We start from the raw sequence: 24,716 nt of genomic DNA on the forward strand, positions 1-24,716 counted from the left end.
TCAATCTAAAACAACTTTAATACGAGAATCATTTTCTGTATTTCTATTTATGCGTAAATTATTTTTTGGTTTAATTTCCATTTTGCCAGAGTGTATATTGTATAGAATGCTGTGTGCAAATAGTGTTTTTCCATTTTCCTCGGCTTTTGCATTTTCGGTAAAGAAAACATCGCCGCTTTCGCCGAAATATTCTGCTTTATTTGATGATATTTTAATTTTTTTATCAATTAAGACAATATTACCGCTTGCAAGAATATTTTTTACATCTGAGGAAAACATAGCATTGCTGTGGATATTATTTTTATCGTTTTTTGACAAATCCATATCTATTTTATCTGCAGTTAGCTCATAATCAAGGTGTAGAACTTTTACATTTCCAATTAATGTTAAGGTATATTTTTCAAGATCCATAATACCATTTTTTGCATTAGCTTTTGTTTCAAGTTGATTTTCATTATTTGTTGCTAAAAGAAAGACATTATTTACAAGATATGCTTTATGTTCTTTAGTATTGAAGTTTAATTCATTTGCGATAATGTTATATGTATATGAGCCATTTACACCGTTAATAACTGGGTTTTTACTTTTTATATTTCCGGTTTTGAAGTCGCATTGCATATTTTCAAAAACAGCATTACTTCCTATTTCATCGTAAATATTAACTTTATTGTTAAAGATTAGTGTATTTTCATGCTCGATTATTCCATCAATTGATTTTAAAAAGAAAACCATTTGATTATTTTTACTTCTTAATTTTGCGTATACATTTTTTAAATATATGTTATTTTCTTGGTCAGGATTGGCTTCATCTGATTTAATATCAATATCAATTTTATTGTTCAGAATTGACATAGAAACATTAATTGCATCGATTGAGCCAAAGATGCTGATTTTTTTGCCTTTGATACTGTAATCTTTTGCGCTTAAAATTATACCAAGAATTTTTTGCTTATATCGCGATAGACTGAAAATGGCTATAATGAAGATAAATATTAAGAGAACAATTTTAATAATGCGTTTATATTGCTTGTTTTTCTTATTAAATTGCTCTATACTTGCTTCAATTTTTCTTGGCACAAAAGTTTTATTAGTATGTCATGGTTTTTTTACTGGAGTCTTATTATATAAATCAAGTATTTTTTTAAATGCATGTCAAAATTTTCGCAAACAACTTTTCCAACTTCTGAATTTGCGTGAATTATATCGATAGAATCTGGTTTTTTTCTTGCAACGCCAAAATGCAAACGAAGGTGGTTTATGTGAAATAGCAGTATATCGCTGTTTTGAATTTCATGATTTTTATCAAGGATCTTAAAGCCCATATTGGAAAGTTTTGCAGTAATTTCTTCAATTTCGTCAATTGTTAGATTTTGATACATTTTTTTGGACAAAATATTAGAAAATTGCTCCATTTTAAAGCCATTTTGAGAAAGGGAATATATTATCATTCCTATGCAATCGAAGTTTTTTTCGTCAATTTTCCTTCCATATTTCATGCCAAGACTTGCAAAATATGTATATTTTGAGCCAATAAATTTTAAAATATCGTCTATGAACATAATTTTCTTGCTTTTTAAGAAAAAATATTTTATTAGTTGTGAAATTTTGGAAGCAAAAATGTTAAATTCTTTCATTTTTTTTATACTTGGAATAGTAAGTGGCCTTCCGCTTGCCCTTACTGCATCGACATTTTCTATGCGTCTTGTTGATCTTGGAATAAGCAAATCAACTATTGGTGCGCTTGGAATTCTTGGCTTTGTTTATTCATTTAAGTTTCTTTATTCGCCGATTTTAGACTATTTTTCACTTCCAGTAATTAAAAAAATACTACCAAAAAGACGAGATTGGATGGCGCTTTCGGCTGTTTTATGTGCAACTGGAATGATATTTTCATCATTTGTTAGCAATGCAGACGATCTTTTTTTAATATCGGCATGCGTGTTATTTATTGCGATTTCATCGACATTATTTGACATTTCCTGCGATGCGTTTAGAATAGAGGCGGTCTCGCGCGATAAACAAGGCGGAATTACTGCAATATTTATTTATGGCTATCGTGTTGGAATGTTAATTTCAGGCGGATTTGCGCTATTTTTAGCTGATAAATATGGGTGGAAAATGACATATTTGTCTCTTGCGGGGATATATTTAAGCCTTGCAGCAATTGGAATATTGCTCTCTTTGTCGATTAAGCACGAGTATAAGGAGCAACACAATAGCAAAAATGAGACTTTTGCGACAAAATTTCGCACTATTTTCTTAAATCCATTTATAGATTTACTCAAAAAACCTTATACCAAGATATTTTTATTAATGATTGCAATTTTTAAAATAACAGATGTATATGTTGGGCAAATGATGAATCCATTCCTTGTGGAAATTGGTTTTTCAAAAAGCGAAATTGCAGCGGTTGTAAAGGGTTTTGGGTTTTTTGCAACTTTAATCGGCGCAGGTTTTGGGGGGTATTTAACAACGAAATTTAGCTCATCGAAAATCATTATCTTTGCAATTTTATTCCAAATTTTCGCAAATCAGCTATTCATTTTGCAAAATCATTTTGGTCATAATGTCTATGTTTTATCAGGGGTTATAGCAATTGAAAATTTCTCAAGCAGTATAGGAAATATAGTGCTAGTATTTTGTATATCTCGTGCGTGCAATAGGCAATTTAGCGCTACGCAATATGCAGTTATGTCGTCCTTTGCCTCATTTTCACGAAGCGTTTTAAGTGCCGGCTCTGGATTTTTAGCAAGCAATTTGGGGTGGAATGCCTTCTTTTTAACGGCTGGATTACTTGAAATTCCATGTCTTTTAATCGCTATATTTTTGATGCGTAAAAAAGTTTTATAAAAGACACTTAAAAATTGTGGTATAATGTGTTAACAGGTAACCAAATTATCACAACAGGTCAAAACATTAACCGAGACAGTTGAGATATTAAAAAACAATGCCAAGCGTGGCTGGATGCAAAAAATAGGATCAGGGATTAAAAATAACTGTACAATATTTTAATCAAGATAATGCAATTCAGATTTATCTAAAGATTTATTTTGTATCAAGATTGCACAATCTTATCTGCAACGATATCACTTTAAATCAATTCATAGAAATTTTTGGTTTTTAGTGATTATCTAACATCGGAAAAGCATAGATTTTATCTACATCTTGACCTCAAAATCAACCCTTCACGCAAACACTGCAATTTGGTGTTTCGTGAAGCTTGATTTTTGTGCAGGTTATTCCCTTGGATGCAAATAAAACCGGCACTATATCGGTAAAAATGTGGCTTGCGATATTTTCCGCCGTCGGATTTGCATTCATATAATAAATCTTTTGCCTTGTGTGGTTTTCGATGAAATCACCAAGGCTTTTGTCTTCGATGTGTAAAATCGTCGTGTGATCAAGGTTTTCATCAATCCACGAGCCCAAAATCTCTTTTATACAGCCAAAACAACCACCCGCCCAAGTGCGTCAAGGCTGTCTGCGCGAAAGGAAATTTCCATTTTATACCTTTTATCATGCAGGAATAAAGCGTTTATGGATGATGTTTATAGGAATGGAATTTATGTCTTAATTTTGCCATAAAAACCCCTTGACAAATAAAATCATTTTATTAATATAGAATATAAGTTTCTTTTTACATGGATTTGCAAAGCAAAAATAACAGCTTATATCTTGATTATCAGGCATCAACCCCTGTTGACCCTGAGGTACTCGCGCAGATGATGAAGGCATTTGAAACTGAATTTGGAAATCCGCATTCAAGAAGTCATATTTATGGCTGGCACGCTGAGGAATTAGTTGATATTGCAAGGTTAAAAATTGCAACTTTAATTGGTGCAAAATCTGATGAAATTATCTTTACAAGCGGGGCAACGGAGTCAAATAATCTTGCTATAAAGGGGCTTTTTGAATTCTACAGCCCAGAAAAAAATCATATAATAACCCTTACAACAGAGCATAAGTGTTTAATTGAATCTTGCAGGTACATAGCAGGAAAAGGTGCAAATATTACATTCTTAAAGCCATCGCCAAATGGTTTAATTGATCCACTTGAAATAAAAAAGCACATAACCGAAAAAACACTTGCTGTGTCAATTATGGGCGTGCATAATGAAATTGGCGTTATTCAAAATCTTGAGGAAATTGGTAAAATTTGCAGAGAGCATGGCATCTTTTTTCATACAGATTGCGCGCAGGCTTTTGGCAAAATACCACTTGATGTAGATAAAATGAATATTGATTTAATGTCAATATCTGGGCATAAAATTTATGGACCAAAGGGCGTTGGAGCTCTTTATATACGAAAAAAACCAAGGGTAAAATTAACTCCGATTATACACGGTGGTGGGCAGGAAAGAGGGCTTCGCAGCGGAACACTGCCTGCTCCACTTATTTGCGGTTTTGGAGTTGCTGCGCAAATTGCATCTGAAAAAATGGAAAGTGATTACAAAAGGATTAAGGAATTATCGGACTATTTTATAGATAAAATGCTTGAAATTCCATATACTTTTTTAAATGGAGATCGAATAAACAGGCATCCTGGCAATATTAACATAAGCTTTGCATATGTGGAAGGGGAGTCTTTACTTATGGCAATGAAAGGTCTTGCGGTATCTTCTGGTTCTGCGTGCACTTCTGCAAGCCTTGAGCCATCTTATGTACTTAAATCACTTGGGCTAAAAGATGAACTTGCACATTCTTCAATTCGTTTTGGCATAGGGCGTTTTACAACAAAAGCTGAGGTTGATTATGCAATAAGCACAACAAAGGCCGCAGTTGAAAAGTTACGGGAACTTTCACCACTTTGGGAAATGGTGCAAGATGGCATAGACCCAGATACGATACAGTGGAATGAGCATTGAAGGATGTAATTTACTACAAGGTTTAGGTATAAAAAATTTCGTAGACATTTTAATAGCAAGGATATAGTATATTTTGAAAGGCATGAGATAAAATTGTGATGCAGTGAGTGAGCATTGAAGGATGTAATTTAACCCAAGGTTTAGATATAAAATGATGTGCTGTAGAATGTTTTATAATCCATTAAATAACCATTGATTAAAGTGATATTTTAGCTAGAAAAATTCATTGCTTTTTATTTTTCCTTGCTCAAAAATGAATTTGATTGTACATGAATTATGATTAAATCTATTATAAATGCTGTTTTGGGAAATAGTAATGACAGAGCTGTGAAGCAATATAGACAAATTGCAAACAATATAAACGGGCTTGAAAAGGAAATACAAAGCCTTAATGATGATAAGCTTTTAGAAAAAAGCCTTGAGCTTAAAGCAAAGGTTCAAAATGGAATGACGCTTGAAGAGGCACTTCCACTTGCATTTGCACTAGTTCGTGAGTCTGGCAGAAGATTTGCAAATATGAGACATTTTGATGTTCAGCTTATAGGTGGAATAGCCATGCATTACGGAAATATTGCTGAAATGCGAACTGGGGAAGGAAAAACACTTGTATGCACCCTGCCTGCATATTTGAATGCACTCACTGGAAAGGGCGTGCATATTGTTAGCGTTAATGACTATTTGATAAAGCGTGACTGCGATTGGATGAGGCCGATTTACGAGGGTCTTGGAATTTCTGTTGGCTGCGTTTTAGATCAAATGCCACACAAGGAAAAAGCTGAAAACTATGGAAAAGATATAACGTATGTTAATAATTCCACGCTTGGATTTGACTATTTGCGTGATAATATGAAGGCAGATCCTGCGGAAATGTTCTTTTTAAACAAGCCATTTAACTACTGCATAGTTGATGAAGCAGACTCGATTTTAATAGACGAGGCAAGAACGCCGCTTATAATTTCTGGGCCAAGTGTTGAAAATACTGAAATGTATATTCGCATAAACGCTGCGATAGTCTTGCTAAAACCTGATGATTTTGTTGTAATTGAAGAGGAAAAATCTGTGCATTTGACAGAAAATGGCGTTGACACAATTGAAAAAATATTAAATGGATATGGAATTCTTTCGGGTCAGCTTTATGATGATAAAAATTTCCGCATAGTAAATCATGTTCAACAATCACTAAAAGCCCATAAACTATTTACGAAAAATAAAGACTATATTGTAAAAGATGGCGAAGTTTTGTTAATTGATGAATTTACAGGCAGAATTTTAGCAGGCAGAAGGTATTCAGAAGGACTACATCAGGCAATTGAAGCAAAAGAGGGTGTTGAAATACAAAGGGAAAATCAAACTCTTGCGTCAATTACATATCAAAATTTATTTAGAATGTATAAAAAACTTGCCGGCATGACGGGAACTGCAAAAACCGAGGAGGAAGAATTTATAGGAATTTACAACATGAAAGTGATTGCTATTCCAACGAATAATCCAGTTGCAAGAAAGGATTATGAAGACTCTGTATTCCTCACAAAAGAGCAGAAAAATAAGGCAATAATTGAGCTTGTCAAAGAGGCAAATGGTAAAGGGCAGCCAATTTTGATTGGAACGGCAAGCGTTGAATATTCTGAAGCTTTATCGGATGTTTTTCGCCAAAATGGCATAGTGCATGAGGTTTTAAATGCAAAAAACCACGAAAGAGAGGCAAAAATTATCTCAGATGCAGGTAAGTTTGGTGCTATTACGATTTCAACAAATATGGCTGGGCGTGGAACAGACATTAAGCTTGGGGGAAATATTGACGCAATGATTTTAGATGGCACGCAAAATATTGAAGATGAGGCACAAAAAGCAGAAATTATAGTGCAAATAAAAGAGAAATATGAAGTTGAAAGGCAAAAGGTTTTAGAGGCTGGCGGGCTTTTGGTAATTGGGGCAGAGCGATATGAAAGCAGGCGTGTTGATGACCAGCTTCGCGGTAGATCCGGGCGTCAAGGGGATAAAGGTGAAACAATTTTTATGCTCTCGCTTGAGGATGATTTACTGCGTATTTTCGGCGGAGATAGAATAAAGTCAATTGTCTCAAAACTTGGCTTTAAACCGGGCGAGGCTATGAATCACTCTATGCTAACGCGGGTAATTAGATATTCTCAAAAACGTATTGAAAGTATGAATTATGACATGCGTAAAAATATCTTAAAATATGACGATGTGCTAAATCAACAGCGTATTTTTATGTATACAAAGCGTTTAAATATTATCAAAAATAAAGATTTAATGCCTGAAATTAAGAATATGTGTCATGATTTTTTAACTCACACATGCGCGCAGGCTGGGCTTGTTGCTGGGCAAAATTTACTTAATAATCAAATAGTGATTGATAAAATAAAGGAGATTTTCGGGCGTGAATTTGGCAAAGATGACGCACAAAATTTTGAAAATATTGATATTGCAGCGCAATCTTTATATAATCTTTGCGAAGATAAATTAAATGGATGTATACTTCAGCATTCAAGTAATATTGTTGATAGCGTATTAATGTCAATATTTATCAGCACTTTAGATGAATTATGGCAGTCTCATCTTTCAATGATGACGGCTTTGATGGATGGAATACACCTTAGATCTTATGGACAAAAAGACCCGCTAAATGAGTATAAAATAGAGTCATATCGCAATTTTGATTTGATAATGACGCTTTTCATTTCCATGTCTTTGCATAGAATCATGGCATTTGAGATTCAAGACTAGCATAAATATTTGCAAGTATAGCGCATGTTGCATTTTCTGCTCGTAAAATTCTTGATGAAAGCGATATTCCAAAGGAGTTTTTGATTGTTTGTAGTATTTGATATTCATCTTTTGTTATGCCGCCTTCTGGGCCGATAAGGGCAAAAATTTTATTATAACTTTGCATATTAATGGAGTTTATTTTTATTGTATTTTTTGATAAATCGCCGTATATTATGCAATCTTTTTCTGTGATGATATTTACAATATCTGCAAATTTCACCGGATTACAGATTTCACTTTTTAACATTCCGCTGCTTTGTTTTAAGCTTGTTTGCATTACGGCTTCCATTCTTTTAATATTTATATCTTTTACATGGGAATTTTGCGAAATTATTGGCTGTATTTGGCAGACGGCAAATTGCACTGCAATATCAAATATTTCTGACATTTTATCGCCTTTAACAATGCAAGGCATAAGATATATATTGGATTTTTTTTCAGTTTTAGAGGTATTTTTTACAACTTTTACAATAATGGATTTTTTTTGAATATCCAAAACTGTGCATAAAAATTCAATTTCATTATTAAAAACTATTATTTCTTGACCGTTTTTTATACGCATAACATTTTTAATATGATGAAATTCATCATCTTCTATTAAAATTTCTTCGCTATTATGGGATATATTTTCAACATAGCAACGCATTGTGGGTAAAAATTTTTAGATTTATATTGTATTTTTAACAATTTGCAAGATTTTTTTTATCTAGCGTAGTAAAAGTATTCAACTCTTTTGATATAATCTACATAGTCATCGAGTAATTTTGCATGAGTTTGGTCTCCAAGGTAGTCAGCATCGTCGCTCTGGCGTTGCAAGACATCTCTATGAATTAGAAGTGTTTGACCCTTTTTCAGTAGGTAATTTACCATTGCAAGATTGCCTGATTCATATGCAAAATCCATAGCATCAAGGCCTTTAAGGTTTCTCATTGCAACATCGCCGCCTAAATCTACTATTCTTTTTGCAAGGGATGGATCTCCAGAAAGAGTTGCGTACATTAGTGGTGTATTGCCGTTTAAGTCTCGTATATTTGGGTCTGCGCCACTTTCAATTAGCGCTACAGTTGTTATATGATCGCCAACGTATGATGATAAATGCAGGGCACTAATGCCAAAGCGATTTAAAATATTTGGCTGAACGCCGTTATTAATTAGATGCATTACTATTTGATGTTTTTTTCTAACAATAGCGTGCATTAATAAGGTATTACCGTTATTATCAAGTATAGATGGATCTTGCAAAACATCTACCATTCCTTCAAAATCTTTAGTTGAAAAATTTTTATCATCTTGAATAATCTTAAAAGCGTTATATTCATAATCTTGCGGGTAAATCATTTTTGTTAAATGCCTATTTTGTTTATTGTAGTTTCTCATTGCAATATTTGGAGGTGGTTGATGGTTTTTATGATTAACATCTCGAGTTACAATTGGCGAAGGAATGCCAAAGGCGTCTATTTGTTCTTGTGTTAATGTTGCTTGTTTTGATCTTGATAATCTATTTTTTAATTCTTTTTGTGCTTGAGCATCTGAATTCATAACGCCATTTTGCAGCATTTTTACATCCATGCTTGATATTGTTAATTGCTGCTTTCGTTGTTCTTGAATTTCTTTGGTATCAGTTGAATTTTGACCTACGGTATTAGTATCTGTAGATATTTCCTCTTTTTTATTTACCGGCTGTGGATAATTTGATTTATTGTCGCTAACTTGCGCTGTAGAATTGGTTTTTTTCTGATTGTTTGGATCTAGTTGATTAAAACTTGACTGTCTATTGTTACTATTTTTTGTCATTTCATCAATTTGTTCTTGAGGTGTTTTTTTTAGAAATTCTTTGGATGTATATTTACTTCTATCTGCCGCAGATAGAGTATCACCCTCACCAGTCTCTCCTGTGATATTTGAGTCATCATTGTAAATCTTCTCCCCGCCGTATGAAACCTTGTATTTTGCATCTTCGGCTTTTGCAAATTTTGGCATGCTAAAGACTATTATGGTAATCAAAATAAATTTATATAATCTATTTAAAATACCTTGCATAAACTAAATACATGCTTTAATAAGGCTTACAAATATTGGATTTGGCGAAAGCGGATTGCTATTAAACTCAGGGTGAAATTGAACAGTAATGAAAAACTTTAGCTCATTTTCCTTGCCATTTTTATCACGAAATTTGTGAATTTCAAAAATTTCAGGCAATTTACCATCTGGTGAAAGGCTTGAAAAAACTCCTCCAAATTCTGCTAATTTCTCACGATATTTTATATCAACTTCATATCTATGTCTATGACGCTCGCGAATTTCATCTTTTTGATAAACTTGATGTGCCAAAGTATTAGGTAAAATATGGGAAATGTAAGACCCAAGACGCATGGTTCCGCCAAGATCTGCATCTTTTGTGCGAACAATGTCATCCCCAGTGTCAGTTTTCCAGTTTTGCATTATATCAACAATGTATTTTGCGTCGTTAAAATTGCTAAATAAATCGTTAAATTCGCTAGATGTAACATTTAAACCTGCAACATTTCTTGCAAATTCAATAACAGAAAGCTGCATTCCAAGGCAAATTCCAAGCATTGGAATGTTATTTTCACGAAGGTATGTTATGCAGTGGATTTTGCCTAAAATTCCATCTGTTCCAAAGCCGCCTGCAATTACAGCGCAATGAAAACCTGCAAGTTTATTTTCTGCTTCCTTTATTGACATAATGTCTTTTGCATCAACTAAATGAATTTCAGGCTTAATATTTTGATGTATACATGCGTGGTAAATTGACTCAATTAAAGACTTATATGAGTCTTTTGACGAAATATATTTTCCAACAATTGCAATTTTCCTAACTTCTTTTGCCTCATTTGCGGACTTTACAAAATTTGCCCAAGGTGTAAGATTTTTTTCAAAAAGCTCTTTATTTTGCTGTAGATTAAAATATTGCAAGACGCATCTTCCAAGCCCATTTTGAGCATAAATAATGGGAATTTCGTAAATGTTTTTAACATCTGGTGCTTCTATGACATTTTTTAAATCAACATTACAGAAAGCCGATAACTTTTTTTTATCACCCTCTTCAAGTGGTCTTGAAGTTCTGCAAACTAAAACATCTGCAGCAATTCCATATGACATTAAGTCTTTAACCGAGTTTTGCGTTGGTTTTGTTTTAATTTCGTCAGATGCGTTAATATACGGTAGCAGTGTTACATGTAAAGACATGGTATTTTGCCTTCCAAAATCATATCTTGTTTGGCGAATTGCCTCTAAAAATGCTTGCTGTTCTATGTCTCCGACGGTTCCGCCTATTTCGCAAATTGTGAAATCATATTTTTCAACATCCTGCATAATAAATTCCTTGATTAAGTCGGTTACATGCGGAACAACTTGAACAGTTTTGCCAAGATATTCACCCCTTCTTTCCTTTTCAAGTAAGCGTTGATAAATGCGTCCTGATGTAACATTATCATGCCTTGAAGAACATTTCCCAGTAAAACGCTCGTAATGCCCAAGATCAAGGTCTGTTTCGCCGCCGTCGTTTGTTACAAAAACCTCTCCGTGCTGAGTTGGATTCATAGTTCCGGGGTCAATATTTAAATAAGGATCAAGCTTTTTAATCTTTACCGAAAAGCCTTCATTTTGTAAAATATTTCCAAGAGATGCTGCAACAATTCCCTTTCCAAGCGATGAAACAACCCCACCTGTAACAAATATAATTTTCGCCATAATTCAATCGTGTTTCATAACCTTGACTGCAAAAAAATATAATTCAAGATTTTTTTTAAATATATAGAGAATTTTAATTTCATTTGTTATTTTAAGACTAGGATAAGCTATTTATGGATAAAATTGATATTTGAAGTTTCACTTTTCAATATTTATTTTCGAGTACTTCGTAAGGACATTAAGATTGATAGCAAAAATTTTACTTGACTTTTTGAATACAATGATTAAAGATTTTGAAAATTTATAGTTACTTTGTCAAAAATATCGCTTCAAAATGTATGTGTTGATGGTAAAAGTCAATTTGCAAAGTTCATAAATCTAAGGTCTTTGATTCTCGGGAAGATGCCAAATCTCAAAGTTGAAAGAGTTCCGATATTAAAAAATATTAATTTAGAGATAAAAAGTGGTGATAAAATTGGCTTTATTGGAAAAAACGGTGCAGGAAAAACTTCTCTGATGCGCACTATACTTGGGGCATATCCACCCGTTTCTGGTACTGTTAATGTCACTGGTAAGTGTTTGCCTATTTTGGATTTAGGTGCTGGATTAAACGGTGAATTATCTGGGCGTTATAATATAAAGTTACTATTTTTGTATAATGGAAATCTTAGTCAATATAATAAGGAAATTGAGGATGAGATTATTGAGTTTTCTGGCATTTCTCGTGAGAAAATTGATGTACCACTAAAATTGTATTCTATGGGAATGGTAGCAAGGCTAATCTTTTCTGCAACTGTCTTTCAGAAAGGTGATATTTTAATTATGGATGAGGCTTTTGCAACTGGAGATAAGGATTTTATAAAAAAATCATATAATTATATGCTAAAAAAGTGGAAAGAGGTTGATATTGGTCTGACAATAAGCCATGATTTAGAGGAAATTGAGCAATTGTGTGACCACTGCTATATTGTTGATAATGGTGAAATTGTTGACAGTGGAACGCCAAGTGAAATGATAAAATTGTATAACAAGTTTTAAGCCGATGTATGACATTTAAAGAGATTTTAGTTTTAAATGATGCCAAAGTTCAAACCATGTACGGAAATGCTGTTGCAGGAAAGATATGGATTGCACTGCGCCCTGTTGTTCAATTACTTTTTATTTGTTTGGTATTTAACAATGTTATTGTTATAAACCAAGATAATCATGGTGCATTTATTATGTATGGCTTCTTATTGCTTACTTTCATTAATATGTCTCTTATGTCATCAGTGACATGTATTTTTGACAATCGATCTATAATATCACGCTTTAAGATTAAAAGTAATTTCTTTCCAATTGCAAATATATTTCATAATTTATATCTTTTGATATTTTGCTTTATTGCATGTGCTTTGATAATAGCACTTTTTGCGCATCTGCCGATTCATGTAAATATGATATTTGCACCCTTTTATTTTGCATATATTGTGATTGTTTTGTTTCTTGTTTGTGCAAGTGTTGCTATTATATATCCATATTTTCAAGATATAAAGTTTTTACTTGAAGTTTCATGTATGGTATCTCTTTGGGCAACTCCGATATTTTATCCAATTTCTCAAATGCCAGGATGGATGTTTAAAATATCGTATTTCAACCCATTTTTCATTCTTATTGTACCATTTGTAAGGCTTATGCATGAGGGATCTTTACCAACGACTTCTATGCATGCTTCTATGCTTGGATTACTCGTTGTTTCATTGATAGTGTACATCATAGCACAGAAAAAACTTGCAAAAAATGTCATTTATTATTGCTAGTGAAGATGCTTAATAAGTATGAATGCGTTATTATTGATATTGCTGTTATGAAAATTTGTTGATATGATGAATCGTATAATAAGAAAAATCAAGAATTATATCAAATTTATTATTAAATCTTTTCTATATTATTCTTTAAAACATGAATTCTCACTAGTTTTCTATAAAACTTTATTAATAATCAAAAAACAACAGCTTTATATATTTAAGTTGTTATCAAAAAAGAAATCTTTTACGCAAGATGTAATTGAAAATAATATAGATTATAAAATAACAAGTGCATTTGAATTAATTATAACTCAGCTTGAAGGCGGAGGTGTGCAGTCTGTTGTAGACATGACAATAAAGCTCAATCCTTCGACTTTATATATCGTTATCTTCTTAAAAGATGAATTTACTTGCGTTATTAAGAAGTATTTTAATGATGAAGTTGTTAATGTATCAAATGCTGCTTCATCTGAGATTGCATTAAAAAATTTTATTAATCAGAAATCATGTAAAAAAATCACTATACATCATTTACTAAAGTCATATTTACCTGAAATGATAAATGTTTTGAAAACACAAAATAGTTTGCAGGTTCCAATTTATACACATCTTCACGATTTTTTCTATATTTGCCCAACAATATTTTTAATGAACAATAAGTCAAAATTTTGCAATTTAGATGCACCGGAAAAGTGCCATAAATGTTCCATTATTCAGGCTGCAATGTCTCCATTTTTAAATTTTAGGCAAGATATACATCCTTTAAAGTTTGTAAATATACAAGCTTGGCGAGATTCAGCTAAAATACTTTTTGAAATATCATCAAAAATTATAGCTTATTCTCAAACGACAGTTGATTTATACAAAAAAGCCTTTGTATTTTCTGATAATAAAATAGAAATTTCAGATGCTTTGTTTTCATTTTCAAAGCATTTTGTAAAGCTTCCCGAAGACTATAATTCTTTTAAAACTGATACATTAAATATAGCTATGATTGGAACTTGGCATTATATTAAAGGCTCGAATATATTTTGCGAAATGCAGAAAATTATTGATAATAATCAAACTCTATATAAAAATGTAAATTTACATTTTATCGGTAAGGGATTTTATGAAATTGGATCAAAAATTAAAAATCTTGGCCCGTATAACAGTAATAATTTTGCTCAAATAATTCACAGCAATTCTATATCTGTGTGTATTATTCCATCAATTTTGTCCGAAACGTTTTCAATTGCAACACAAGATTGCCTTGAAGTTGGCATTCCAGTTGTAACTTTTGGCGTTGGCGCTATGAAGGAAAGATTGCAAAATAATCCAAATGCACTTGTGATTAATGAGATTTCAAATGAGTCTGTTTCTAAATTAAGTGATATAGAAATGGCAAAAATAACTCTTGATAGAATTTTAAATTTTGCGGCTAAAAAACGTAATTAAATTATTGCAAATTAAATAAATTATGTTTAGAGGTAGTAAAAATACATTATTTAATAATGAAAAACAGAATTTGCTTTTTTGCACACTACGATCAAGATGGAATTATTGACGATTATGTTGTCTATTACATCAAAGAGTTAAAGAAGGTTTGCAATGATATAGTTTTTGCTTCGGTATCAAATGTTTCCGAGAAAGAGCAGAAAAAACTTGATGGAATCATTACAACCTTTATTAATCGAGAAAACGAAGGATATGACTTTGGCTCGTGGAGAGATGGAATGAAGCATATTGGGTTTGAAAATTTGTCTCAATACGATGAAGTTGTGCTTGCAAATGACTCTTGCTATGGGCCAATTTACAATATCGAAGATGTCTTTGCAACAATGGAAATTAAAAAAATTGGTGCATGGTCTATTACAATTGGAGAAAGTATATCAAGATATCTTCAAAGCTATTTTTTGGTTTTGAGAAAAGAAGTATTTGAAAAAGAATTTTTTGTTGATTTTTTCTTAAAAGTTGAAAATAAAGGTAGCAAGATCGACTATATTAAAGATTTTGAACTTGGGTTTTCTAAGCTTTTAATGGCAAATAATATTAAGATTGCTGCATATTGCAAGGTATCTTTTTTAGATACATTTAAGCAAGGCACAATTCTTAAAATCAAAGCATGGTATTTAAGGAAATTTATTCCAAAATATATTCGATGGACTAAAAGTTTTGGTGATGATCATAAAAATCTAACAAAGAGGCAAAGGATAATGCTAACAATTAGAAAGTTATGCAATCTAAATTACTCAAATCCATCACTTATTATGGTTTCCATCATGATTAGAAAATACAAGCTGCCAATTGTTAAAGTTATGCTTTTTCGCGATAACCCCTTTTATGAAAATATAAGAAGGGCAGAAAAAATGATAAAAAAATATACAAAATATGATTTTTCTTTAATTGAGAGGCATTTGCATAGAGTTGGTAAATGATAGTTTTTTTTTATTATAAACTATTTACAATATTTTTTATATATTTACGAACGATTTTTGGTATAAACATTTTAATAATCTTGGTAATTAATTTTACTTTCACTGTTGATTTTGGCAAGAAATGTGAGCGTGGATATATAATTTGTGTTTTTGTATCGATATTTTTACTTGTTTCATAATCCATTTTACAAATTTCAATAATGCGTTTAAAAGGGCAATATTTGTTTAATACTTGCTCTTTTGCATCAATTAAATGTGGAAGGTATTTTTCGTAATTATTTTCATCCAAAATTTGCTCAATTTTTTGCACAGATTCTTTAAAATTATAAGGATTTATAAGCTCCAGACTATCTTTTGAAAAGTAATGATGAACATCTGGTGCGCCAAAATAAATTGGCACGGAAAGCCCAAGGTATGAGTCGTAAAGCTTTTCAGTAATGACGGATGGCGTGTGCTGATTTTCAAACACAATATGGTATTTATAAGGCATTATGACATCTGCTTTACTTGCAAAAGATGCATGACCTGAGCCAAAAAGATCCAGCTTGTCTTTAAAATGCTTTTTTAATGCAAGACCAAATTCAAGACGCATAATATGGATATCGGAAAATGCTTTATTTGATGCAATCATGGATATTTTCTTGGTTTTTTCGTAAGATTTTGAGGCCAAAAGACTATCATAATTTACTTTATCGTTCTGGGTAAAAAAGTCATGACCATTGTGATTTGCAATCATAAAAGGTTGAAAAGGCAGGCTGTGTGTAACATTTTTATGATGATAAAGACTATGACAAGAAAAGCATTTTTCAAATTGTGCGAAAAATTTATCTTCTTTCATATAGGATATACAGCCGAATGTTTCGGCGCTGCCATAGAATATTTTACCCCTTGAGACAGAAATTGTGGAGGATATATCGTCTAAAATGAAGGTGTAGTCAAAATCGCCTTCTGTTTGATTTAGCTGGATTGTTGCCCCATTGTATTGCCAAACTCCATTTCCAAGATGTGAATCTTTAGGTAGATATTTCGATATACTTGCGCTATTGTCAAATCCATAAATGAGAAGGTTAATTTTCATAAAAAAATTTATTGTAAAATTAAAATAATAACTTGAAAATTAAAATCAATATGTAAGATATAAAAAAATGATAAAAGAATGAAAAAAGCAATAATTACAGGAATTACAGGGCAAGATGGCTCATATTTAGCGGATCTTCTACTTGAAAAGGGCTATGAAGTGCATGGCATCATAAGGCGTCACTCAACCATTACCAACTCTTCCAGAATTGATCATTTAATTGAAAACCCTGAAATTAATGGGGTGAAATTATTTTTACACTATGGAGATTTATTCGATGGATGCTCGCTTCATAGATTAATTGAGAAGATAAATCCTGATGAAATTTACAATTTGGCAGCTCAAAGCCATGTGCGTGTAAGCTTTGATATTCCTGAATATACAGGCGATATTGTTGGGCTTGGAACAACAAGAATTTTGGAAGCAATTCGCGATACTCGGGTAAAGACGAAATTTTATCAAGCCTCAAGCTCAGAAATGTATGGTCTTGTTCAAGAGGTTCCACAAAAGGAAACCACGCCGTTTTATCCACGCTCACCTTATGCCTGCGCCAAGGTTTATTCATATTGGATAACGGTTAATTATCGTGAAAGCTATGGAATACATGCATCAAATGGGATATTATTTAACCATGAATCGCCTCGCCGTGGTGAGACTTTTGTAACAAGAAAGATAACGCGTGGTCTTGCCGATATATTACATGGGCGCGCAAAAGAGCTTCGCCTTGGAAATTTGGATGCAAAGCGTGACTGGGGCTATGCTAAAGACTATGTCGAGGGAATGTGGCTTATGTTGCAACAGGAAAAGCCGGATGATTATGTTCTTGCAACAAACGAGACTTATTCTGTGAAGGATTTCTTAGTTGAGGCGTTTAGTCAAAAGGGCTTAAAATGGGAAGATTATGTTGTAATTGACCCAAAATATTTCCGCCCAGCAGAGGTTGATTTATTAATTGGTGATTATTCAAAGGCAAAAAAACAACTTGGCTGGCAGCCAAAGGTGAAGTTTAAAGAGCTTGTGAAGATGATGGTGGAGGCTGATTGTGAGTAATTTTAGAAAATATGGTGCCAAGAATTATTAATACAAAACAATTTTCAGATAATCGAGGATTATTTATCAAACATTTTAATGCAACAAATTTTGCAGAATTAATTGGCTTTGAATTTCATATTAAAGAATGTTTTTATTCTGTTTCAAAAAAAAATGTGATTCGTGGAATGCATTTTCAAAAAAATGAATCTGCTTGTAATAAAATAATATTTCTAACAAGTGGTTCGGTCCTTGATGTATGTGTTAATATTGATAAATTATCAGTTGATTATGGCAGGGTATATGATTTTAGATTAAAATGTAATAATCAAGCAATATTTATACCAAAGAATTTTGCACACGGATTTTTAGCGCTTGAAGATAATACTTCAATGATTTATTTGCAAGATGTGGAATATAATAAAGATAATGACTCTGGTATTTTATATAATTCAATTAATTTTAATTGGAATATTGTAAATCCAATATTATCAGAAAGAGATTTATTATTTAATTCTATTTAAGTATGAAAGTATTATTAACAGGTGCAACAGGATTTATTGGATCAAAACTTTTACCAGTGCTAACTCAAGAAAAATATGACGTTTATACTATTGGTCGCTCAAATCTTGATTATGCAAAACATACAAAACTTGATTTAAAAGATAATTTTGCAATTGAAAATTTGATGCAATCATTAAAGCCAGATATTTGCTTAAATCTTGCTTGGTTTGTGAAGCACAAAATTTACTGGAATTCAGATGAGAATTTAGATTGCCTATCTTTGTCAACAAAACTCATGAAGGAATTTTATAAGAATAATCCAAATGGAATATTTTATGGCTTTGGCACTTTTTACCAATATTTACATGATACTCACATAGGAAATAATTTATATACAAAATCAAAAATTAAAACTTACGAGATTCTAAAAGATTTTGCCAGTCTTTCTAATTATAAGACTTCTTGGGGATTTATTCATAATGTTTATGGAAAAGGCGAGCCAAGCGAGAAAATAATTAGTTATTTAATTACAAAATTGAGAAATAAAGAAGAAGTTTTTGTGCAAAATCCATTTAATAAATTTGACTTTATAAATGTTGTTGATATTGCAAATCAAATTTTTTACGCAATTAAAAATAATTATATTGGCGATTTTGATATATGTTATGGCACAAGTTTCACAACTCAAGAAATAGCATATATGATTTGTGATATTTTAAATGTGTCAAAAGATTTAATAAAAATTAATCATCAGAGTGATCAAAAATTTGAAATATCAAGCAAACCACTTGACATTTACAAAAACATTAATATTAAAGATAGACTTTGTGAAATGATAGATAATTTATGAACAAAAAAATCTCCCTTTCAATTGGTATTCCAATGTACAACCACGAAAGAACAATTCGTGCAACGCTAAATAGCATTGTTTCTCAGCTTAATGAAATCAAGGAAATTTGTGATTTGGATGTTATAATTGTTGATAATTGCTCAACTGATAAAAGCCCTGAGATTATAAAAGATGAATATGTTTCGAAGTATCCGGATGTGATAAAATACTTTAGAAATGAGGAGAATATTGGGCTGTCAAGGAATTTGTCACGCCCTTTTGAGCTCAGTGAAAAAGATTATGTTTGGCTTTGTGGGGATGATGCATTGGTTGAAAATGCTATATTAACAGTATGCAAAGAAGGATTAATACATAATCCAGATATGGTATGTACTGGATGTGCAACATATAGTGATACAAGTTTTTTAAATGTAGTGCATCCATATATCCCAAGATTTAATAAACAATCAATTAAATGTGATAATTTTATTGACTTCTTAAAACATTCTGGATGGTGTTTTAATTTATCAATATTTAAAACACAGGAAGTAAAAAAATTATCTGATATTGATATTGAGCTTGTTCATCCGCAAATGGATATTGGAATACAGATATGCAAGAATTCAAAATGTATGATCTTTATTGATAAGTTTTTATTTAAATACTTTAACGGTAGCAGATCTGTGGAAATTAATTTTGATTATGAATATTATCTAGCATATTGTGCTTATTATTTATTCAAAAAACGAGGTATAAATCCTTTAGATATTTATAGTGGAATGTTTGATGCTGTAAAAACCAATATTTGTAATCAATTTTCCTATAGATTGAAAGATAAAAAAAGGGCTTTGGAGTTATTTTTTAATTGCACATTATTTGACCAAAAAATTCGCACTATTGCAATTAAATTGAATAAAATATCTACAAGCATTTCTTTTATCTTTGTATTTTTTGCAATTAAAAATACAAAACAAATTCTTAAAGCATTAAGTCAAACATTTTTAAATATGTTTCCACAAAAAATCTCAAGTTATATAATATATATTATCAGAAAAAAATATATTTTAAATCTATGCAAAAAACTTCTAAAATCTACATAAGCGGACATAGGGGCCTTGTTGGCTCTCATCTTTTGCAAAAGCTAAAAGATCAGGGTTATGAAAATATTATAACAAAAACGCGCGTGGAACTGGATTTGCTAAATCAAGCGGAGGTTTTAAAGTTTTTTGAAAAAGAAAAGCCTGATTACGTATTCCTTGCCGCTGCAAAAGTGGGTGGAATTATGGCAAATATGACACAGCAAGGGGCTTTTTTATATGAAAATTTGCAAATTCAAAATAATGTGATACACTCAAGCTATCAAACTGGTGTGAAAAAGCTGTTATTTCTAGGTTCCTCCTGTATTTATCCACGAAACTGCCCTCAGCCAATGCGTGAGGAATATTTAATGACGGGCGATGTTGAACCAACAAATTATGGCTATGCAATTGCGAAAATTGCAGGACTTAAGATGTGTCAGGCTTATAATGAGCAATATGGAACGAATTATATTACAGTAATGCCTACTAATTTATATGGGCCAGGGGATAATTTTGACCCGCAAGGATCTCATGTTTTACCTGCATTAATTAGAAAATTTGCAACAGCTGTAAAAAATGGCGACAAAGAAATCATTTTGTGGGGAACTGGAACTCCAAAAAGAGAATTTTTGCATGCTAAAGATTTGGCAGATGCGTGCGTATTTTTACTAAATAGCGAAAATGTAAATAAAGATACTGGGCTTATAAATATTGGTGTTGGCGCCGATATTTCAATTTTAGAGCTTGCAAATTTAATCAAAGAAATCTCCGGTTTTCAGGGAAATATAGTGCTAGATACCTCAAAGCCAGATGGAATGATGCGTAAATTGCTTGATGTTTCAAAGATTTCAAACCTTGGATGGAAGGCGAAAATTTCAATTGAAGAAGGAATAAAGGATGTTTACAATTGGTTTATTAAAACTTATAAATCTAATCTATTTTATTTATAATCATAAACTGTTGCAAATTTTGTAAATTCTAAATATTGCGTGATGGTGAATTCTGGCTCCTCTGCGAATTTATTAATGATTGCAGCAATGTTTTTTCGTAAAAATAATCCGCTAAAACGAGGGGATGAGATAATTGTGCCGGCTGTTTCTTGGTCAACAACTTATTCGCCCTTGCAACAATATGGACTTCATGTGAAATTCGTTGATATTGATAAAAATACGCTAAATATTGATTTAGAAAAGCTAAAATCTGCAATAACCGATAAAACAAAAGCAATTTTACTTGTGAATTTACTTGGAAATCCGAATGATTTTGATAAAATTCGCGAGATTATTGGCACGCGAAATATAACAATTTTGGAGGATAATTGCGAGTCTATGGGTTCAAGTTATAATGACAAACAAACTGGAACCTTTGGAAAAATGGGAACTTATTCTTGCTTTTTCTCACATCATATTTCAACTATGGAAGGCGGCTTAATTGTGACCGATAATGAAGAATTCCATCATATTTTACTTAGTCTTCGCGCACATGGCTGGACGAGAAATTTGCCGGAAAATAACCATTTATGCACTAAAATGTCAGATTTGTTTAAAGAGCATTTTAGATTTTTAATTCCCGGATATAATGTTCGTCCGCTTGAAATGTCAGGGGCAATTGGCATAGAGCAGCTCAAAAAACTGCCGAGTATGATTGCGAAAAGGCGTGAAAATGCACGAATATTTCAAGACAATTTTGCAAATGATGAAAGGTTTATAATTCAAAAAGAAATTGGAAAATCCTCTTGGTTTGGTTTTGCGATGATAATAAAACCTGAGGCTGGAATTGAAAGATCGGCAATTATTGCAAAGCTAACTGAGGCGAAAATTGAAACTCGTCCAATTGTAACTGGTGATATGACAAAATGCGAAATGCTTAAATATTTTGACTATGAGCTTGCAGGCAGCATGGAAAATGCTGAGCTTATTGACTCAAATGGGTTTTTTGTAGGAAATCATGATGTTGATATTGCAAAGAATATAGCATTGCTGAGAAATATATTAAATGTAATTTAGAAAAATAATAAAAAAAACATTGCATTTTATTTTTTCTTATTACTTAATTATAATTAACATATAATATAAAATATGACTGGTGCTGAGTATATTGCAGAATTTTTACATCAAAGAGGTGTGCAAAATGTATTCTTGATAACTGGTGGTGCATGTGCTTTTATAGTTGATGCAATTCATCGTCATAAAGATTTAAAATATACATGCTTTCAACACGAGCAAGCATGTGCTATGGCAGCAGATTCAATATATAGAATAGATAAAAATGTTGGTGTAACAGTTGCAACATCTGGCCCAGGTGCAACAAATTTAATAACTGGTATCGCATGTTCATATTTTGATTCTATTCCTTCTTTTCATATTACAGGACAAGTTAATCAAACAGAAGCAGCTAATTTTCTTGGTGCTCAAGTCCGTCAGGCTGGATTTCAAGAAACTAATATTGTTGATATGGTAAAGCCAATTACTAAATATGCTGTGCAGATAAAGAATGGAAATGAATTAAAAAAAGAGCTAATAAAAGCATGGAATCTCGCTATTTCGGATAGAAAAGGTCCCGTTCTTTTAGATATTCCTATGAATGTTCAAAAAGAAGAGGTTGGAGATATAATTGAGTATTACCCGCCGGAAGAAGAAAATTCTGTTATTAATATTGATCAAATTAATGCTTTTTTTAAGGATGGAAAAAGACCTTTGGTGCTATTTGGCGCTGGGGTTGGACTAGCAGGTGTGGCAAAAAATGTGGAAAAATGGCTTATTGAATCAAAAATACCATTTGTAACATCTTGGAATGGATGCACATATTTTAATCACAATATCGATAATTTCTATGGCAAACTTGGTGTTTATGGCGATAGATCTGCAAATTTTCTAATTCAAAATTGTGATAGACTTTTGGTTTTGGGTTCACGGCTTGATAATCGCCAAAGATCTGGAAGTATAAAAAACTTTGCCATTTCTGGTAAGGTTATGGTTATAGATGTTGACATTGAAGAGCTTAAAAAATACAAAAAAGAAGAATATGAAACTATAAATGCAAATTTGAAACATATTCCATTTGAGAAAATATCCCCAGTAAATATAGAAAATGAGTGGAAAGATTTTGCAGATGATTTAAAAAAACAATATTTTGGAAAAGATTTAAGTCTTTTTTCCGTTGCAAATAATACACTTTCCCCATATAAAGTTGTTCAGAAAATTAACAAATTAATTAAAGATGATGCAATTGTGGTTGCTGATGATGGTGCGAATTTATGTTGGGTGTTTAAGGCATTTCATGTAACAAATCATATTCTTTATACAGCTGGCGGAAATTCTCCAATGGGATATTCATTTCCAGCATCCATAGGTGCGGCATTACACGCTCCAGAAAGGCAAATTATTGCATTTACTGGCGATGGATCTATGCAAATGAATATTCAGGAACTGCAAACAATGCGATATCATAACCTTAATATTAAACTGTTTATATTAAATAACGATGGATATGGGATCATAAAACAATTTCAGGATTTATATTTTGAATCACGATACGCAGCTACTGGTTATGGATATTCATGTCCTGATTTTAAGAAAATCGTTGAAGCATATGACATCAAATATTTTAATATCAATAGTTTAGAGGATGTAACAAAAGAAATTTTTGACTACCAAGGTCCAGCAGTTATTAATGTAAATCTTCATCAAAATACTTTGATTGAACCAAAATTGGAACTTGGGAAGCCAATTCATGATCAATATCCTTATATATCAGGCGATGAGTTTGAAAAAAATAGTAAATATTGCAAAAATACTAGGCTAAAAGATTAATTTTATTTTTATATGGAAACAAGAAAAAAAGTGACAATTTCAACTTTGAAAAACAAAAAAAATAAAGGAGAAAAAGCCGTTTTTATTACCGCATATGACTTCCCAGCTGCAACTTTTGCAAATAAAGCTGGTGTTGATATGATTTTAGTTGGAGATTCTGGTGCAATGTGCTTACTTGGCTATCAAACAACAAATGAAGTCAGTATGGATGAAATGATTATGATGACAAATGCTGTTATAAGAGGTAATAAACACGCATTTGTTGTTGGAGATATGCCATTTTTGTCTTATCAAATAAGCAATGAAATTGCGGTTAGTAATGCAGGAAGATTTATTAAATCTGGTTGTGATGCAATTAAATTAGAAGGTGGTGTTAGAATGGTCGAAAGAGTTCGTGCGATTACCGATAGCGGTATTGCAGTTATGGGTCATATAGGACTTACTCCACAAAATATGGCTCAAATGGGTGGTTATAAAATTCAAGGCAAAGACATAGCATCTTTTAATGCTTTAGTAGAAGATGCAAAAGCTCTTGAAAAAGCTGGTGCATTTTCAATTTTATTAGAAGGAGTAACAAATGAAGTAGCTGAAATTGTAAAAAACTCCGTTTCTATACCTTGCTACGGAATTGGTGCTGGGGTAAAATTAGATGGTCAGTTAATAATAATGCATGACATTTTAGGAACTTTTGTAGGAGAAATTAGACCAAAATTCATAAAAGTATTTGATAATATAGGTGATAAGATAACTGAAGCTATATCACAATACGCAACTGAAGTTAGAAACGCAACATTTCCAGCTGAGGAGCATTTTTATCCCATCAGCGATGAAGCTCTATCTATGATTAAAAAAACTTTAGGGTAATTATTTGC

20 protein-coding genes and 2 pseudogenes are annotated in these 24,716 nt (G+C 32.0%); 15 read left to right on the plus strand and 7 right to left on the minus strand.

From position 1 onward, the window contains the following. Nucleotides 1-1,077 (minus strand): LptA/OstA family protein, encoded by a 1,077-nt coding sequence (locus tag deia_RS05335; RefSeq protein ID WP_146821307.1) that lies wholly within the window; start codon nucleotides 1,075-1,077, stop codon nucleotides 1-3. A 29-nt stretch (nucleotides 1,078-1,106) separates the two neighbouring features. Continuing rightward, nucleotides 1,107-1,559, minus strand: a complete 453-nt coding sequence (locus deia_RS05340) for a hypothetical protein (RefSeq protein WP_161982881.1) — start codon at nucleotides 1,557-1,559, stop codon at nucleotides 1,107-1,109. A gap of 58 nt (nucleotides 1,560-1,617) precedes the next feature. Here deia_RS05340 and deia_RS05345 point away from each other — a divergent pair, with 58 nt between their 5' ends. Next, on the plus strand, nucleotides 1,618-2,850 hold the full coding sequence (locus deia_RS05345) for an MFS transporter (RefSeq protein ID WP_161982882.1): 1,233 nt from the start codon (nucleotides 1,618-1,620) through the stop codon (nucleotides 2,848-2,850). Nucleotides 2,851-3,177: 327 nt separating this feature from the next. Here deia_RS05345 and deia_RS05350 read toward each other — a convergent pair whose 3' ends face one another. After that, nucleotides 3,178-3,441 carry a 6-pyruvoyl trahydropterin synthase family protein gene (locus tag deia_RS05350; RefSeq protein WP_146821312.1) on the minus strand — a complete coding sequence of 88 codons (264 nt, stop codon included), beginning with the start codon at nucleotides 3,439-3,441 and terminating at the stop codon, nucleotides 3,178-3,180. A gap of 200 nt (nucleotides 3,442-3,641) precedes the next feature. On the opposite strand from deia_RS05350, the gene deia_RS05355 reads away from it, so the two are divergent. After that, a complete protein-coding gene (locus deia_RS05355; protein WP_146821313.1) occupies nucleotides 3,642-4,865 on the plus strand; it encodes an IscS subfamily cysteine desulfurase in 1,224 nt (407 codons plus the stop codon). Between the two features lie 276 nt (nucleotides 4,866-5,141). Next, nucleotides 5,142-7,556, plus strand: a pseudogene (gene secA / locus deia_RS05360) (preprotein translocase subunit SecA); the annotation flags it as partial. Nucleotides 7,557-7,587: 31 nt separating this feature from the next. Here secA and deia_RS05365 read toward each other — a convergent pair. Genes deia_RS05365 through deia_RS05375 form a run of 3 tightly spaced genes read right to left on the minus strand, consistent with a single transcriptional unit; the run spans nucleotide 7,588 to nucleotide 11,369 of the window. Then, nucleotides 7,588-8,301: an RsmE family RNA methyltransferase gene (locus tag deia_RS05365; protein WP_146821317.1), complete on the minus strand. Its 714-nt coding sequence runs from the start codon at nucleotides 8,299-8,301 to the stop codon at nucleotides 7,588-7,590. Between the two features lie 56 nt (nucleotides 8,302-8,357). Then, the gene (locus tag deia_RS05370) at nucleotides 8,358-9,695 is read right to left on the minus strand and encodes an ankyrin repeat domain-containing protein (RefSeq protein WP_146821319.1); all 1,338 of its coding nucleotides are present in this window, start codon (nucleotides 9,693-9,695) and stop codon (nucleotides 8,358-8,360) included. Between the two features lie 3 nt (nucleotides 9,696-9,698). After that, a complete protein-coding gene (locus deia_RS05375; protein WP_146821321.1) occupies nucleotides 9,699-11,369 on the minus strand; it encodes a CTP synthase in 1,671 nt (556 codons plus the stop codon). Nucleotides 11,370-11,621: 252 nt separating this feature from the next. On the opposite strand from deia_RS05375, the gene deia_RS05380 reads away from it, so the two are divergent. From deia_RS05380 to deia_RS05395, 4 genes are all read left to right on the plus strand, one after another. Beyond that, a complete protein-coding gene (locus deia_RS05380) occupies nucleotides 11,622-12,347 on the plus strand; it encodes an ABC transporter ATP-binding protein (protein WP_146821323.1) in 726 nt (241 codons plus the stop codon). 8 nt (nucleotides 12,348-12,355) lie between these two features. Continuing rightward, complete coding sequence (locus deia_RS05385) at nucleotides 12,356-13,108, plus strand: ABC transporter permease (RefSeq protein ID WP_146821325.1); 753 nt, start codon at nucleotides 12,356-12,358, stop codon at nucleotides 13,106-13,108. A gap of 63 nt (nucleotides 13,109-13,171) precedes the next feature. Then, nucleotides 13,172-14,533 (plus strand): glycosyltransferase, encoded by a 1,362-nt coding sequence (locus deia_RS05390; protein WP_146821327.1) that lies wholly within the window; start codon nucleotides 13,172-13,174, stop codon nucleotides 14,531-14,533. A 56-nt stretch (nucleotides 14,534-14,589) separates the two neighbouring features. Further along, nucleotides 14,590-15,513: a rhamnan synthesis F family protein gene (locus tag deia_RS05395; protein WP_146821329.1), complete on the plus strand. Its 924-nt coding sequence runs from the start codon at nucleotides 14,590-14,592 to the stop codon at nucleotides 15,511-15,513. Between the two features lie 13 nt (nucleotides 15,514-15,526). Here the strand turns inward: deia_RS05395 and deia_RS05400 are convergent, their stop codons facing one another. Next, nucleotides 15,527-16,591: a glycosyltransferase family 10 domain-containing protein gene (locus deia_RS05400; protein ID WP_146821331.1), complete on the minus strand. Its 1,065-nt coding sequence runs from the start codon at nucleotides 16,589-16,591 to the stop codon at nucleotides 15,527-15,529. Between the two features lie 78 nt (nucleotides 16,592-16,669). Here deia_RS05400 and gmd point away from each other — a divergent pair, with 78 nt between their 5' ends. From gmd to panB, 8 genes and pseudogenes are all read left to right on the plus strand, one after another. After that, entirely contained in the window at nucleotides 16,670-17,641 is a 972-nt protein-coding gene (gmd, locus tag deia_RS05405) for a GDP-mannose 4,6-dehydratase (RefSeq protein WP_146821333.1), read from the plus strand. Between the two features lie 11 nt (nucleotides 17,642-17,652). Further along, nucleotides 17,653-18,144 carry a dTDP-4-dehydrorhamnose 3,5-epimerase family protein gene (locus tag deia_RS05410; RefSeq protein WP_146821335.1) on the plus strand — a complete coding sequence of 164 codons (492 nt, stop codon included), beginning with the start codon at nucleotides 17,653-17,655 and terminating at the stop codon, nucleotides 18,142-18,144. Nucleotides 18,145-18,146: 2 nt separating this feature from the next. Beyond that, nucleotides 18,147-18,974, plus strand: a complete 828-nt coding sequence (locus tag deia_RS05415) for an NAD-dependent epimerase/dehydratase family protein (protein WP_146821337.1) — start codon at nucleotides 18,147-18,149, stop codon at nucleotides 18,972-18,974. After that, nucleotides 18,971-20,053 (plus strand): glycosyltransferase family 2 protein, encoded by a 1,083-nt coding sequence (locus tag deia_RS05420; protein WP_146821340.1) that lies wholly within the window; start codon nucleotides 18,971-18,973, stop codon nucleotides 20,051-20,053. The genes deia_RS05415 and deia_RS05420 overlap by 4 nt, the downstream gene beginning before the upstream one ends. Then, nucleotides 20,026-20,982, plus strand: a complete 957-nt coding sequence (locus deia_RS05425) for a GDP-L-fucose synthase family protein (RefSeq protein ID WP_146821342.1) — start codon at nucleotides 20,026-20,028, stop codon at nucleotides 20,980-20,982. Before deia_RS05420 ends, deia_RS05425 begins: the two co-directional genes overlap by 28 nt. A gap of 21 nt (nucleotides 20,983-21,003) precedes the next feature. Next, nucleotides 21,004-22,038, plus strand: a pseudogene (locus tag deia_RS05430) (DegT/DnrJ/EryC1/StrS family aminotransferase); the annotation flags it as partial. Between the two features lie 72 nt (nucleotides 22,039-22,110). After that, the gene (locus tag deia_RS05435) at nucleotides 22,111-23,844 is read left to right on the plus strand and encodes a thiamine pyrophosphate-binding protein (RefSeq protein ID WP_146821346.1); all 1,734 of its coding nucleotides are present in this window, start codon (nucleotides 22,111-22,113) and stop codon (nucleotides 23,842-23,844) included. 12 nt (nucleotides 23,845-23,856) lie between these two features. Next, complete coding sequence (gene panB, locus deia_RS05440) at nucleotides 23,857-24,708, plus strand: 3-methyl-2-oxobutanoate hydroxymethyltransferase (RefSeq protein WP_146821348.1); 852 nt, start codon at nucleotides 23,857-23,859, stop codon at nucleotides 24,706-24,708. Nucleotides 24,709-24,716 lie beyond the last annotated feature (8 nt).

It is taken from the genome of Candidatus Deianiraea vastatrix, from assembly GCF_007993655.1.
Lineage (GTDB): Bacteria > Pseudomonadota > Alphaproteobacteria > Rickettsiales > Deianiraeaceae > Deianiraea > Deianiraea vastatrix.